The 13,063-nt window shown below is 72.4% G+C and carries 12 protein-coding genes; 6 read left to right on the top strand and 6 right to left on the bottom strand.

Annotated elements, in window-relative coordinates; all coding sequences use genetic code 11:
- The first annotated feature begins 182 nt into the window (after positions 1 to 182).
- A complete protein-coding gene (locus AB0O11_RS05885; RefSeq protein ID WP_363382166.1) occupies positions 183 to 1,790 on the top strand; it encodes a glycosyl hydrolase family 18 protein in 1,608 nt (535 codons plus the stop codon).
- Positions 1,791 to 2,026: 236 nt separating this feature from the next.
- On the opposite strand, the gene AB0O11_RS05880 is transcribed toward AB0O11_RS05885, so the two are convergent.
- The gene (locus tag AB0O11_RS05880) at positions 2,027 to 2,746 is read right to left on the bottom strand and encodes a prepilin peptidase (protein ID WP_363382163.1); all 720 of its coding nucleotides are present in this window, start codon (positions 2,744 to 2,746) and stop codon (positions 2,027 to 2,029) included.
- A gap of 245 nt (positions 2,747 to 2,991) precedes the next feature.
- On the opposite strand from AB0O11_RS05880, the gene AB0O11_RS05875 reads away from it, so the two are divergent.
- Positions 2,992 to 4,206, top strand: a complete 1,215-nt coding sequence (locus tag AB0O11_RS05875; protein WP_363382160.1) for a pyridoxal phosphate-dependent aminotransferase — start codon at positions 2,992 to 2,994, stop codon at positions 4,204 to 4,206.
- A 170-nt stretch (positions 4,207 to 4,376) separates the two neighbouring features.
- Here the strand turns inward: AB0O11_RS05875 and AB0O11_RS05870 are convergent, their stop codons facing one another.
- On the bottom strand, positions 4,377 to 6,203 hold the full coding sequence (locus AB0O11_RS05870) for a phosphoenolpyruvate carboxykinase (GTP) (RefSeq protein WP_363382158.1): 1,827 nt from the start codon (positions 6,201 to 6,203) through the stop codon (positions 4,377 to 4,379).
- 275 nt (positions 6,204 to 6,478) lie between these two features.
- Here AB0O11_RS05870 and AB0O11_RS05865 point away from each other — a divergent pair, with 275 nt between their 5' ends.
- Positions 6,479 to 7,162 carry a hemolysin III family protein gene (locus AB0O11_RS05865; RefSeq protein WP_363382156.1) on the top strand — a complete coding sequence of 228 codons (684 nt, stop codon included), beginning with the start codon at positions 6,479 to 6,481 and terminating at the stop codon, positions 7,160 to 7,162.
- On the opposite strand, the gene AB0O11_RS05860 is transcribed toward AB0O11_RS05865, so the two are convergent.
- Positions 7,133 to 7,771, bottom strand: a complete 639-nt coding sequence (locus AB0O11_RS05860) for a hypothetical protein (protein WP_363382153.1) — start codon at positions 7,769 to 7,771, stop codon at positions 7,133 to 7,135. The genes AB0O11_RS05865 and AB0O11_RS05860 overlap by 30 nt on opposite strands.
- A 273-nt stretch (positions 7,772 to 8,044) precedes the next feature.
- Here AB0O11_RS05860 and AB0O11_RS05855 point away from each other — a divergent pair, with 273 nt between their 5' ends.
- Positions 8,045 to 8,878, top strand: coding sequence for an MFS transporter (locus tag AB0O11_RS05855; RefSeq protein ID WP_363382150.1), 834 nt, complete (start codon positions 8,045 to 8,047; stop codon positions 8,876 to 8,878).
- 7 nt (positions 8,879 to 8,885) lie between these two features.
- On the top strand, positions 8,886 to 9,542 hold the full coding sequence (locus tag AB0O11_RS05850; RefSeq protein ID WP_363382146.1) for a TetR family transcriptional regulator: 657 nt from the start codon (positions 8,886 to 8,888) through the stop codon (positions 9,540 to 9,542).
- A 116-nt stretch (positions 9,543 to 9,658) separates the two neighbouring features.
- Here AB0O11_RS05850 and AB0O11_RS05845 read toward each other — a convergent pair whose 3' ends face one another.
- Together AB0O11_RS05845 and AB0O11_RS05840 are read right to left on the bottom strand one after the other, a co-directional pair.
- Entirely contained in the window at positions 9,659 to 10,537 is an 879-nt protein-coding gene (locus AB0O11_RS05845) for a hypothetical protein (RefSeq protein WP_363382144.1), read from the bottom strand.
- An 8-nt stretch (positions 10,538 to 10,545) separates the two neighbouring features.
- Positions 10,546 to 11,226 (bottom strand): papain-like cysteine protease family protein, encoded by a 681-nt coding sequence (locus tag AB0O11_RS05840; protein WP_363382141.1) that lies wholly within the window; start codon positions 11,224 to 11,226, stop codon positions 10,546 to 10,548.
- A gap of 228 nt (positions 11,227 to 11,454) precedes the next feature.
- On the opposite strand from AB0O11_RS05840, the gene AB0O11_RS05835 reads away from it, so the two are divergent.
- On the top strand, positions 11,455 to 12,459 hold the full coding sequence (locus AB0O11_RS05835; protein ID WP_363382138.1) for a hypothetical protein: 1,005 nt from the start codon (positions 11,455 to 11,457) through the stop codon (positions 12,457 to 12,459).
- A 12-nt stretch (positions 12,460 to 12,471) separates the two neighbouring features.
- Here the strand turns inward: AB0O11_RS05835 and AB0O11_RS05830 are convergent, their stop codons facing one another.
- Positions 12,472 to 13,050 carry a hypothetical protein gene (locus AB0O11_RS05830; RefSeq protein WP_363382135.1) on the bottom strand — a complete coding sequence of 193 codons (579 nt, stop codon included), beginning with the start codon at positions 13,048 to 13,050 and terminating at the stop codon, positions 12,472 to 12,474.
- Between the last annotated feature and the right edge of the window lie 13 nt (positions 13,051 to 13,063).

Here is a 13,063-nt window from a genome sequence, read left to right as displayed (position 1 = left end):
ACGGAACCGTAAGCCGTTCGTCCGATGCTTGACGACCAGCAATGGTCTAGTCCAGCTTTTGATCCGGGACGGAACGATCCTCCTCCTCCGCCCCGCAGGCTCACCTCGGACCTCCCCTCCCCCACACGCGGCCGCCGCGCCCCCCACCGCGGCGGCCGCTCCTCCCCCAGGAGCGTCACCCCATGGCCCGTACGCTGAACCAGCCTTCGCACAAGCGCCGGCGCAGCCCCCTCCCGGCCGTCGCGGCCGGTGCCACCGCCCTCGCCCTGGCCGGCAGCGGCCTCGCCCTCTTCGCCGGCGGCGCCAGCGCGGCGGTCGGCAACCTGGTCGGCAACGGCGGCTTCGACGGCGGGCTCGCGGGCTGGACCTGCACCGGCGCCGCGACCACGGTCTCCTCCCCGGTCCACTCCGGCACCGGCGCCCTCCAGGCCACCCCGGGCGCCGGAGACACCGCCGAGTGCACCCAGACCATCAGCGTGCTGCCCAACACCAGCTACACGCTGAGCGCGTGGGTCCAGGGTCCGTACGTCTACCTCGGTGCGCGCGGCACCGGCGGCACCGACCCGTCCGCCTGGTCGAACCAGAACAGCTGGAACCAGCTGTCCACCACCTTCACCACGGGAGCGAACGCCACCAGCGTCACCGTCTACCTGCACGGCTGGTACGGCCAGAGCGCCTACCTGGCCGACGACGTCGCACTGATCGGCCCCGGCGGCACCGGCACCCCGTCGCCGACCGCGACCCCCACCCCCACGCCGACGGCCACCGCCTCCCCCACGGCCACCGCGACGCCGACCGGGACGACGACCCCGACCCCCACCGCGACGCCCACCCAGACCGCGACCGCGACCCCCACCGCCACGCCGACCAGCACCACCCCGCCGGCCACCGGCCTGCCCGCCCACCTGGTCACCGGCTACTGGCAGAACTTCGACAACAACTCGACCGTGCAGCGGCTGAGCGACGTCCAGAGCGCGTACGACATCATCGCGGTCTCCTTCGCCGACGCCGTGCCGACCCGGACCGGCGCGATCAGCTTCACCCTGGACCCGGGCCTGTCCAAGGCGCTCGGCGGCTACACCGACGCCCAGTTCCGCGCCGACATCAAGGCCAAGCAAGCGGCCGGCAAGAAGGTCATCCTCTCCATCGGCGGCCAGAACGGCGCGATCACCGTCGGGGACGCCACCGCCGGCGCCAACTTCGTCAACAGCGCCTACGCGATCATCAAGGACTACGGCTTCGACGGCATCGACGTCGACCTGGAGAACGGCGTCCAGGCCGGCCCGCTCGGCGACGCGCTGCACGCCCTCCAGGCCAAGGTCGGCCCCGGCTTCGTGCTGACCATGGCCCCCGAGACCATCGGGATGTACAGCACCTCCGGCGCCTACTTCCAGCTGGCGCTGAAGACCAAGGACATCCTCACCGTCGTCAACACCCAGTTCTACAACTCGGGCGGCATGAACGGCTGCGACGGCAAGGTCTACAACCAGGGCACCATCGACTTCATCACCTCTCAGGTCTGCACCCACATCCAGGGCGGCCTGCGGCCGGACCAGGTGGGCATCGGCGTCCCGGCCTCCACCAAGGCGGCGGGCGGCGGCTACGTCTCGCCGGCCGTGGTGAACAACGCGCTGGACTGCCTGGCCACCGGCAACAACTGCGGCAGCTTCGTGCCGCCGGCCAAGTGGCCGACCATCCGCGGCGCGATGACCTGGTCGACCAACTGGGACGCCAACAACGGGAACGCGTTCTCCAACGCGGTCGGCCCGTTCGTCCACAAGATGCCGTAATGGCGAGGCCGCAGCCGTCACGGGCGGCTGCGGCACTCGGCCGCGGCGGCCACCGACCGCGGTCACCAGAGCTCAACTCCCCCGGCGCGCCGCTCCTTGAGGGTGGGGCCTGCGCGTCGGCGGCGGGGCCCGTCGTACCGACCGGTGCGGCGGGCCCTTCCGTGCCGCTCCCCTTATTACTGCCGAGAGCGCGCGATCACCGCCGAGAGCGCGCGATTGCTGCCGTGAGCCCGTGCTCACCGCGCCAGGACCGCGGTGAGCGCGCCGAGCAGCAGGAACGGGCCGACCGGGAGGTCGAGCCCGCGCACCGGGCGACGGCGGGCCAGCGCGGCGGCGGCCCGCAGGGTGGCCCACAGCCCGGCGAGCACCATCGCGGCGAACAGCCCGCCGAGCGCCACCGACCAGCCGTACCAGCCGAGCAGCCCGCCCAGGGCGAGCCCGAGCGGGGAGTCACCGGGGCCCAACGCACCCAGCCAGACGGCCAGTTCGAGCACACCCCCGACCGCGAGCGCGGCCAGCAGGCAGCGCAGCAGCGCGCCGGGGTCGTGCTCGGCCGGCCCCGCGATCAGCAACAGCGCGGCCACCCCGCCGAGCAGCGGCAGGGTGAGCCGGTACGGGAGTCGGCGCACCCGCGCGTCGACGAAGCCGAGCGCGACCCCGACCGCCGCCGCCCAGGCCAGCGCCAGGGTCGGCACCAGCAGCCCGTCCGCCGCGTACGCCACCGCGACGGCGACCGCCACCGCGACCGGCTCCACCGTCCAGGGGCCGGCGCCCAGTCGCTCCCGGCAGCCCGGGCAGCGCCCGCTCGGCGGCAGCAGCCGCACCGCGCGCCCGCACGACGGGCACTCGTCGCACCAGGGCCGACCCTCCGGCACCGCGAACCGGGCGATCTGCCCGCGCAGCGGCGGAGCCGCCAGGAGACCGACCAGCACCGCCACGACCACGACCGGAGCCACCGGCGCACCCCCTCCTCGATCGACGCACCGGCCACATCCTCCCGCGCCGGATGGCGAGCCGTCCGTCTCGTTGCGCACGCCAGCGTGCGCTCCTCGCACCCAGGAGCCTTCCGGACATTCGACTACCGGTTCGGAAGGCCGCCCGCCACCGCCGCCTGCCGATCCAAGGGAGCCGCTCGGGCCCTCGGAAGCACCCCTCCGGAGAGTCCTCCCACGGCCCCTCCGTACCCCTAAAGTAAGCGGACATGCAGGTCATCCAGTCCAGCAAGCTCGCCAATGTCTGCTACGACATCCGCGGCCCGGTGCTCGACGAGGCGATGCGGCTGGAGGAACAGGGCCACCGCATCCTCAAGCTCAACACCGGCAACCCGGCCACCTTCGGTTTCGAGGCGCCCCCGGAGATCCTCCAGGACGTCCTGCGCAACCTCGCCAACGCACACGGCTACGGCGACTCCAAGGGCCTGCTCTCCGCCCGCCGCGCAGTGGTCATGCACTACGAGGACCGCGGGCTGCACGGCCTCTCCGTCGAGGACGTCTTCCTCGGCAACGGCGTCTCCGAACTGATCCAGCTGGCCATGACCGCGCTGCTGGACGACGGCGACGAGGTGCTCGTCCCGGCCCCGGACTACCCGCTGTGGACCGCCTCGGTCTCGCTGGCCGGCGGCACCGCGGTGCACTACCGCTGCGACGAGCAGTCCGAGTGGTACCCGGACCTCGCCGACATCGAGGCCAAGGTCACCGACCGGACCAGGGCCATCGTGGTGATCAACCCGAACAACCCGACCGGCGCGGTCTACCCGCGCGAGGTGCTGGAGGGCATCACGGAGATCGCCCGCCGGCACGACCTGGTGGTCTACGCGGACGAGATCTACGACAAGATCCTCTACGACGACGCCGAGCACGTCCCGCTGGCCACCCTGGCCCCGGACCTCTTCTGCGTCACCTTCAACGGACTGTCCAAGGCGTACCGGGTCGCGGGCTTCCGCTCCGGCTGGATGGTGCTGTCCGGCGACCGGCACCGGGCCCGCAGCTACATCGAGGGCCTGACCGTGCTCGCCTCGATGCGGCTGTGCGCCAACATGCCCGCGCAGCACGCGGTGGCCGCCGCCCTCGGCGGACGGCAGTCGATCCGCGACCTGGTGCTGCCCGGCGGTCGGCTGCACGCCTCGCGCGACGCCGCGTACGAGCTGCTGAACCGGATCCCGGGGGTCAGCTGCGTCAAGCCCAAGGGCGCGCTGTACGCCTTCCCCCGGCTGGACCCCAAGGTCCACAAGATCAAGGACGACGCCCGGATGGTGCTCGACCTGCTGCGCTCCCAGCGCATCCTGCTGGTCCAGGGCACCGGCTTCAACTGGCCCGAGCCGGACCACTTCCGGCTGGTCACGCTGCCCCGGGCGGAGGAGATCACCGACGCGGTGACCCGGATCGGCGACTTCCTCGGCGGCTACGTGCAGCCGTGAGGAGCCGGCCGTCCCGAGGGGGCGGAAAAAAACACTACGGCCGGAGTCCCGGCCCGGGCGATCTCCTTGGTCGGGGGAAAATCGCCCGGCGGAACTCCGGCCGTCCTGTCGCTCGGCGGGGCGCGCGGTTCGTGCCGCGCGCCCGCCTCTCTCCCGGCTGAGGCTCAGGCTCAGCCGAGGCGCGCGACGAGGCTCCGGTACTCGTCCCACAGCTCCTTCGGGGTGTGGTCGCCGAAGGTCTCCAGGTGGGCCGGCACGAGGGCGGCCTCCTGGCGCCAGATGTCGGCGTCCACGGTGAAGAGCAGGTCGAGGTCCTCCTTGGAGAGGTCCAGGTCGCCGAGGTCGAAGCCCTCGACGGTCGGCAGCACGCCGATCGGGGTCTCGACGCCCTCGCCGGTGCCCTCCAGGCGCTCGACGATCCACTTGAGCACGCGACTGTTCTCGCCGTAGCCGGGCCAGACGAACTTGCCCTCGGCGTCCTTGCGGAACCAGTTGACGTAGTAGATCTTCGGCAGCTTGGCGGCGTCCGCCTGGGCGCCGACCTTCAGCCAGTGGGCGAAGTAGTCACCCATGTTGTAGCCGCAGAACGGCAGCATCGCGAACGGGTCGCGACGCAGCTCGCCGACGGTGCCCTCGGCGGCGGCGGTCTTCTCAGAGGCGATGTTGGCGCCGAGGAAGACGCCGTGCTGCCAGTCGAAGGACTCGGTCACCAGCGGGACGGCGGTGGCGCGGCGGCCGCCGAACAGGATCGCCGAGATCGGCACGCCCGCCTGGTCCTCCCACTCCGGGGCGATGGTCGGGCACTGCGCGGCCGGGACGGCGAAGCGGGCGTTCGGGTGGGCGGCCGGGGTGCCGGACTCGGGGGTCCAGTCGTTGCCGCGCCAGTCGGTCAGGTGCGCCGGGGGCTCCTCGGTGAGGCCCTCCCACCACACGTCACCGTCGTCGGTGAGGGCGACGTTGGTGAAGACGGTGTTGCCCCACAGGGTTTCGATGGCGTTGGCGTTGGTGTCCACGCCGGTACCGGGGGCGACGCCGAAGAAGCCGGCCTCGGGGTTGATGGCGTACAGGCGGCCGTCGGCGCCGAAGCGCATCCAGGCGATGTCGTCGCCGATCGTCTCGACCTTCCAGCCCGGGACCGTCGGCTGGAGCATGGCCAGGTTGGTCTTGCCGCAGGCCGAGGGGAAGGCGGCCGCGACGTACTTGGCCTCGCCGCTCGGCGGGGTGAGCTTCAGGATGAGCATGTGCTCGGCCAGCCAGCCCTCGTCGCGGGCCATGGTCGAGGCGATGCGCAGCGCGTAGCACTTCTTGCCGAGCAGGGCGTTGCCGCCGTAGCCCGAACCGAAGGACCAGATCTCCTTGGTCTCCGGGAAGTGCGAGATGTACTTGGTGCTGTTGCACGGCCACGGCACGTCCGCCTCGCCCTCGGCGAGCGGGGCGCCGACGGTGTGCACGGCCTTGACGAAGTCGCCGTCCTCGCCGAGCTGGTCCAGCACGGCCTGGCCCATGCGGGTCATCACGCGCATGGAGACGGCAACGTAGGCGGAGTCGGTGATCTCGACGCCGTACGCGGCCAGCGGGGAGCCGACCGGGCCCATCGAGAAGGGCACGACGTACATCGTGCGGCCCTTCATCGCACCGCGGAAGAGGCCCTGCTCGCCCTGGAAGACCTCGCGCATCTCGGCGGGGGCCTTCCAGTTGTTGGTCGGTCCGGCGTCCTTCTCCTGCTCGGAGCAGATGAAGGTGCGGTCCTCCACGCGTGCCACGTCCGTGGGGTCCGAGGCGGCGTAGTAGGAGTTCGGGCGCTTCTCCTCGTTGAGCTTCTTGAAGGTGCCCTGAGCCACCAGCAGGTCCGCGAGGCGCTGGTACTCCTCGTCGGAACCGTCGCACCACTCGATGCGGTCCGGCCGGGTGAGCTCGGCGATCTCGCTCACCCAAGCGAGCAGCTGCTTGTGGCGGGTGGGCGCGGATGCGCTGAGAGCAGAGATCTCGTACGACACGATCGCTCCGTTTCACGCCATCTCGGCGAGGAGATGGCGTCGCGGGGGTCTGAGGGTGCTTGCAGCGTAGCTCCGGACTCAAGGCCGGAACGCAGCGAAGCGTCGAAATTGACGCATCTTTTACTACAACAAGTATGATTACCGTGCAGTAATAAGCCAGTCGCACCCCCGACGGAGTGCGCGGCGCCACACTCCAAATACTCCAAAACGTCCAACAGTGACGATCGCCACTTCCTACGCGCGAGTAACCTACGGATCCGTAGGTAACGGGTAGCATGCTGCGCATGACTGCTGCTGCGCTCGCGGAGAGTGCACTCACGGAGAGCAAGCCGAAGTGGCGCGGCTGGCTGCACGCCGGGATGTTCCCCGCCACGGTGGCCGCCGGCATCGTGCTGATCTGCCTGGCCGACTCCACGCCCGCCAAGATCGCCTGCGCGATCTACTCGGTCAGCGCCTGGCTGCTGTTCGGGGTCAGCGCGGTGTACCACCGCTTCGACTGGGGCCCGCGCGGGGACGCCGTGCTGCGCCGGCTGGACCACGCGAACATCTTCCTGATCATCGCGGGCACCTACACGCCGTTCACGATGCTGCTGCTCAAGGGCGCCGACCAGCAGCTGCTGCTCTGGGCGGTCTGGGGCGGCGCGCTGGCCGGGATCGCGTTCCGGGTGTTCTGGGTCGGCGCGCCGCGCTGGCTGTACACGCCGGTGTACCTCGCGCTGGGCTGGGCGGCCGCCTTCTTCCTGCCGGACTTCCTGCGCACCGGCGGGGTCGCCGTCCTGGTGCTGATGATCGTCGGCGGGGTGCTCTACAGCATCGGCGGCGTAGTGTACGGGCTCAAGCGGCCCAACCCCTCACCGCGCTGGTTCGGGTTCCACGAGGTGTTCCACGCCTTCACCCTGGGGGCGTTCATCGTCCAGTACGTCGGCGTCTCACTGGTGGCGTACAGCACGGCCGGCTGATCCCGGCGCACCCCGACGGGCGGTCGAACGGTCCACGGACCGGGCGGCCGCCCGTTCCGCCGTCCAGGGCCGCTCGTACGGGGCCCGGATCTGCGGGCGGCGCGGGTAGGCCGGGTGGTCGGCGGCGCCGGGCTCCGAGTGCGGGGCCGGGTCCTGCGGCAGCCCGTGCGCGTGGTGATGCTCGCCGTACGCGTGGTGCCGCTCCCCGTGCGACTCCCGACAGGACTCGTCCGACCCCGGGTACGGCTCGCGCGGCGACCCGGCAGCCGTCGGGAGCACCACAGCCCCGGGCCGCCGCACCGCACCGGCCGAGCGGGCCCGCTCCTGCCGGGCGTCCAGCGCCTCGCGGGCCCGGCGGCAGCGCTCGCAGTGCGCGGCGTCCGGGATGCCCCGGCGCAGGCGGTGCCGGACCGGGGCCGGACCGCCGTGCAGCGCGCGCCAGCGGCGGGCGACGTAGACCATGAGCAGCAGGGTCTCGACCCCGGCGACCGCCAGGACCAGCGGGGCGCCGTTGATCAGATAGGCCGCGACCACGGCCAGCGCAGAGCCCACCACCACCGCCGAACCCCACACCTGGGTGCTCGCCTGCTTGTCGTCCGCGTCGGCCACTTCGGTCCCCTTTCCCGGTGCCGGGCTCGTGGTCGGCTCCTGCCGCCCCACCCCTTCTCCGCTCTCGGCACGCGTCGGCCAGCACTGACCGATTGCCACATCGTATCTACCGACAGTCATGGCCAACTGCCCCGGGGCGGCGAACGACAGATCAACGTTGCGTCAATTCCTTGTGCGGAAGCAGCACTTCCAGGACACATTACGGAGCGTAGCCATTCGATCGCACCGACGGATTGACGGCGCGGGTTCGACGGCGCGGATTGGCGTCGCGGGTTGGCGTCGCGGGTTGGCGGCACGCTGGCCGGCTCACTGCTCGCCCTCACCGCGCTGGTGCTGCGCAGCCGCCGGCAGCGCGACCCGATGCTCGACCTCGGGCTGCTCGCCGACCGCACCTTCCGCTGGTCCTCCGTCGCCGCCACGCTGATCTCGCTCGTCCTGTTCGGCGCCTTCTTCGTCCTGCCGCTCTACTTCCAGAGCGTGCTCGGCGCGGACGCCCTGGGCAGCGGGCTGCGGCTGATGCCGATGATGCTCGGGCTGCTGGTCGCCGCCAAGGCCACCGAGCGCCTGGTCGACCGGCTCGGCGCCCGTACGGTGATCACCCTCGGCCTGGCCCTGCTCGCCGCCGCGCTGCTGTTCGGCAGCCGTACCGGCGTCGGCGACGGCTACGGGCGGGCCGCGGTCTGGCTCAGCGTGCTCGGCGTCGGCATGGGGCTGTCGCTGATCACCGCGCAGTCCTCCGCCCTGGTCACGCTGCCGCCGGCCCGGGCCGGGGTCGGCTCGGGACTGCTGCAGACCCTGCGGCAGGTCGGCGGTGCGATCGGGATCGCCGCCTTCGGAAGCCTGCTGTCCGGGGCGTACCGCGGTGCGCTGGACACCGGCGGGCTGCCGGCCGAGGCGGCGCACCTGGCCGGCGAGTCGGTGGTCGCCGCCGACGCCGTCGCCCGGGCCGGCGGCGGGCCGGCGCTCAGCGCCTCCGCGCACGCCGCGTACGTGCACGGGATGGGGGTGGTGCTGCTGGTCTCCGGGCTGGTCGCGGTGGTCTCGGCGGTGCTGGTCGCGGCCCGGATGCCCGCGGACACCCCGGCCGGCGCCGGAGATCACGGATAATCGGGGCATGACTCCCCCGCAGCCGACCGCGCCCCTCCCGGACGCCCCGACCAACCCGGTCCAGGCGAAACTGGAGGCGCCGCTGTCGCTGCGCGAGCGCAAGAAGCTGAAGACCCGCCAGACCATCCGCCGCGAGGCGTACCGGCTGATCTCCGAGCAGGGCTACGACAACACCACGGTGGAGCAGATCGCCGCCGCCGCCGAGGTCTCGCCGTCCACCTTCTTCCGCTACTTCGCCACCAAGGAGGACCTGGTCCTCTCCGACGAGTACGACCCGGCGGTGATCGCCGCCCTGCTGGAGCGGCCCGCCGACGAGCCCTTCCTGGAGTCCTGCCGGGAAGCCATGGCCGGCCTGATCCACGAGCTGCTCCAGCACGAGCGCGAGGAACTGTTCACCCGGATGCGGCTGATCACCGAGGTCCCCGCGCTGCGCGCCGCACTGCACCGGAGCGACAACAACCCGCAGGAGCTCTTCCTCACCGTGCTCACCCGGCGGGCCGGCATCGAGGAGCCCACGTACGAGATGAGAGTGACCGCGGCCGCCATCGCCGCGGCCACCGCCGAAGCCCTCCTCCAATGGGCCGCGGGCGGGGGGCGGGAGGACATCGCTTCCCTGATCGATCAGACCTTCGCGCTGTTGGGGAGCGGCTTCGCCGGGGTGTGAGGTCCGCTCCGTGCGGAAGCGGGATTTCCTCCCCCGGGGTGGGATTCGCTCCCCCGGGGGTGGGCTCCCGTCATGACGCGTGCGGGCAGCGGGGCCCGGCCGGGCCCCGCCCGCCGTCAGCCGCGGCGGACACCCGACCTGCGCCGCAGCACGGCACCCGCGCCCGCCAGCGCGGTGGCCCCCAGGGCGGCCGCCGCCGTCACCGCCGGCAGCGCCGAACCGCCGCCCGCGGCCTCCGCCACGGCTGCGGAGCGCGGCGCGGCGTCCACCTGGTAGCCGCCGCCCTCGCCCGCCCGGTCGTACGCCGAGCCGGGCAGCTTGTCCCCGTACCGCTGGTGCACCAGCTGCTGGTACGCGGCCAGCGTGACCCCGCCCGCGCCCACCGAGCGCCGGGCCTCCTCGTCCAACGGCAGCACCCGGCCGTCGCGCAGCACGTACCAGGCGTTGACCTGCGGCTCGCGGAAGGCGGTGCCACCGCCGCTGCCCGCCGCCTTCGCCGCGTAGTCGCTCTCGTCACCGCCCGAGGCGATGTTGACCACCTTCCAGGCCCCGCCCTGCCGGACTGTCCAGACCGAGGCGGTCTGCCCGTCCGCCGCGACCACGGTGCTGGCGGTGAACTCGGCCTTCGCCACCGGTGCGCCCGGGGTGCCGGCCACGAAGCCCGGATCCAGCAGGTACACCGGCACGGTGTCGCCGGCCAGCCGCGGTCCGGCCGCGCTCGCCGCCCGTGCCTCCTCGGCGGCGCCGATGGTCAGCTGCTGGGTCGGCGGGACACCCTTGCGGGCGAAGAAGTGGCCGACCTTGTCCAGGACGGCCGGGTCCTGGACCGCGCTGCGGGCCTGCGCCAGCTCAGCGGCGGGCACCGGGGCCGGGGCGGCGCCCGCCGGGGCAGCCGCGGCCGGCTCGGCGGCGTGCGCGCCCGGGGCGAGCGCCAGCGCGAGACCGGCGGTGAACAGGGCGGCGGCGGCCCGACGGCGGCTCTTGATCTCGGTCATGGCCGCCCTCACGCGCCGATCCGGTACAGGGAGTGGGTCCACGAGAACGTGTCGTTGTTCACGTAGTACCAGTAGTCCGCCCAGTTGTAGCGGTAGTTGGAGGGCCACGGGTCGCCCCAGTAGACCCAGTTGCTCCCGGTGTCGTAGCCGTACAGGACGTGCATGTGGCCGCCGCCCGAGCTCCACTGGATGCGCGTCTCGATCGGGCGGTTGGCGTTCACCTCGGACTGCACGGTGCCGTAGGCGAGGTACCCGTTGACGTACGAGCCCGGGCTGATGCCGACCCAGTTCAGCCCGTTCTGCACATCGCCCAGTGTGGCCTGGCTGTTGGGGCAGCTGGAGTTGACGGCGCGGCCGAACGCGGCGTTGCAGAACTGGTTCTGGCTGTAGTTGTAGCCGAACCAGGTGGCGATGGTGTTCCCGCTCGCCGCCCAGCACCAGTTGGTCTGCTGTTGCTGCTGCATGGTGATGTTGAGCTTCTTGTAGGTGCCGGCCAGATCGGCCGTGCTGCCGGGCGCGGCGGCCTGGCGGACCTGGTGCGCGGCCCGGTCCTGGGTCTGGGACTGGACCTGGATCGGGGCCGGGGCTGCGATCGCGGGCGCGGCCACCGCGGCGGTGAGCGCCGGGCCCAGCACGCCGAGGGCGAGCAGTGAGACCGCGCGGCGCAGCCGTATCCGTGGAACTGGCATGGGGGAATGCCTCCTTGCACGACGAGTGGAGCGGAGTGCCGGGTGGGGGCGCGGTCCGGATCGCGCCCCGAGCATCGCGCCTCGTCAGGGACAGGTCAACGGCCATCGGCAGGGCCGGGACCGAGGTGTGAACGGGCCGACGCGGATGTGAACGCCGCCCGGGAAACTCCCGCGCAGCGGGCCCGGACCGTGACAAACCGCCGCACCGATGTGAATATTCACGGTCAAATGCCGGTCCGTCCGAGCCCACCGCGAGCCGGACCGCCCACCCCCGGGACCGCCCGCCCCCAGGAGGCCGCCATCCACAAGAGCGACCCAGCCGACCTCGCCGCCGCCCTGCGCACCGGCCCCTTCCACCTCGCCCTGCGCACCGCGATCTCCGTCCGGGGCCTCGCCCTGCACCGCATCCGCCGCCACCTCGCGCTGCGCGGCGTCAACGTCGGCCTCACCAGCCTCAGTTACTGGCAACAGGGCCGCCGCCGTCCCGAACGCGCCGAGTCACTGCGCGCCGTCGCCGCCCTGGAAGAGGTCCTCGACCTGCCCGAACACTCCCTTACCCGGCTGCTCGGCCCCCGCCGCGCCGCCGGCCCCACCCCGGCCGGCCCGGCCGTCCGCCCCTACCGCGACCTCATCTCCCCGGCCGTGGCCGTCGACGGCCTGCTCGCCCACCTCGCCGGCCCGCGCGACACCGGGCTGCACACCATCACCCACATCGAACGCATCCGGGTCGGCCCCGACCGCCGGCTCACCCGCCGCGACTCCCAGCACGCCCTGCGTGCCCACCACGACGGCATCGACCGCTACCTCGCCCTCTACCAGGGCGACCCCGGCAGCGACATCACCCGCGTCGGCGTCCGCGCCGAGGAGAACTGCCGCCCCGGCCGCATCCGCCGCGACCAGGCCCACCACCTGCTCGCCGCCGAACTCCTCCTCGACCGCCGGTTACGCACCGGCGACACCCACCTGCTCGGCTACGGCTTCGACGACGCACCCTCCGCCGACCCCAGCTGCGAATACGTCCGCGGCTTCAACGCCGGCGCCGGCCAGTACGTCCTCCAGATCGCCTTCCACCCCGCCACCCTCCCCGTCCGCTGCCACCGCTTCGCCCTCCACTCCCCCGGCGACGCCCCGTACGAGACCGAGGAACTCACCCTCGACGGCCACCACTGCGTCCACCTGGTCGCCACGGCCCTGCGGCCGTGCCTCCTGGGGATCCGCTGGGACTGGGAGTGACGGCCGGCCCCGTCAGTGCGACCAGTACGGGTCGTCGACGTCGGGGGCGGGCTCGTGTCCGGTCAGCGGCGGGGTGACCGAGGCGACGCCGTAGTCCTTCTCCGGCTGATACCGGACCGGGGTCGCCTTCGCTCGCAGATACACGTCGACGGCCGGATCGGTTGTCGAGCTGACCACCGACAGCGTGAACAGCGCTCCACCACTCCCGGAACACCACAGATCCGTGTAGTGCTTCGCCTGATGTTCGACGGTGTTGTCGTCGCGCCGGCATCCCGCGCCCCAGAGCCGCGTCATCTGGTCCACCAGGACCGGGACCCGCGCCGGGGCAATCCTCGTCCGAACCCTCGCCCGCGTCCTGACGTTGGACAGCAGGCTCGGCTCCCCGTCGGCGTGCTCCGGATCGCGTTCCACGTCGTAGGTGCTGCCGAAGTAGACCAGCGGCGGATCGATCGCGGCCACCGCGGCCCGCAGGGTGTCGTCGAGGTGCTCCTTCGCCTCACGAGGGCTCAGCTGAGGGGTGTTCCGGTCCTTCAGCGCCATCGGCCCGTACCCGTTGCAGAACAGCCCCACCCCGGTGACCAGCGTGGCCACCACCGCCACGGAG

Source organism: Kitasatospora sp. NPDC093102, assembly GCF_040683915.1.
Lineage (GTDB): Bacteria > Actinomycetota > Actinomycetes > Streptomycetales > Streptomycetaceae > Kitasatospora.
The sequence above is the reverse complement of the archived record's forward strand: the minus strand, read 5'-3'. Positions and strand labels throughout refer to the sequence as shown.

Bases quoted from the DNA above. Each gene is read 5' to 3' on its own strand.
- AB0O11_RS05885 (WP_363382166.1), top strand. From the start codon at position 183: ATGGCCCGTACGCTGAACCAGCCTTCGCACAAGCGCCGGCGCAGCCCC.
- AB0O11_RS05875 (WP_363382160.1), top strand. From the start codon at position 2,992: ATGCAGGTCATCCAGTCCAGCAAGCTCGCCAATGTCTGCTACGACATC.
- AB0O11_RS05865 (WP_363382156.1), top strand. From the start codon at position 6,479: ATGCTGCGCATGACTGCTGCTGCGCTCGCGGAGAGTGCACTCACGGAG.
- AB0O11_RS05850 (WP_363382146.1), top strand. From the start codon at position 8,886: ATGACTCCCCCGCAGCCGACCGCGCCCCTCCCGGACGCCCCGACCAAC.
- AB0O11_RS05845 (WP_363382144.1), bottom strand. From the start codon at position 10,537: ATGACCGAGATCAAGAGCCGCCGTCGGGCCGCCGCCGCCCTGTTCACC.
- AB0O11_RS05840 (WP_363382141.1), bottom strand. From the start codon at position 11,226: ATGCCAGTTCCACGGATACGGCTGCGCCGCGCGGTCTCACTGCTCGCC.
- AB0O11_RS05835 (WP_363382138.1), top strand. From the start codon at position 11,455: ATGCCGGTCCGTCCGAGCCCACCGCGAGCCGGACCGCCCACCCCCGGG.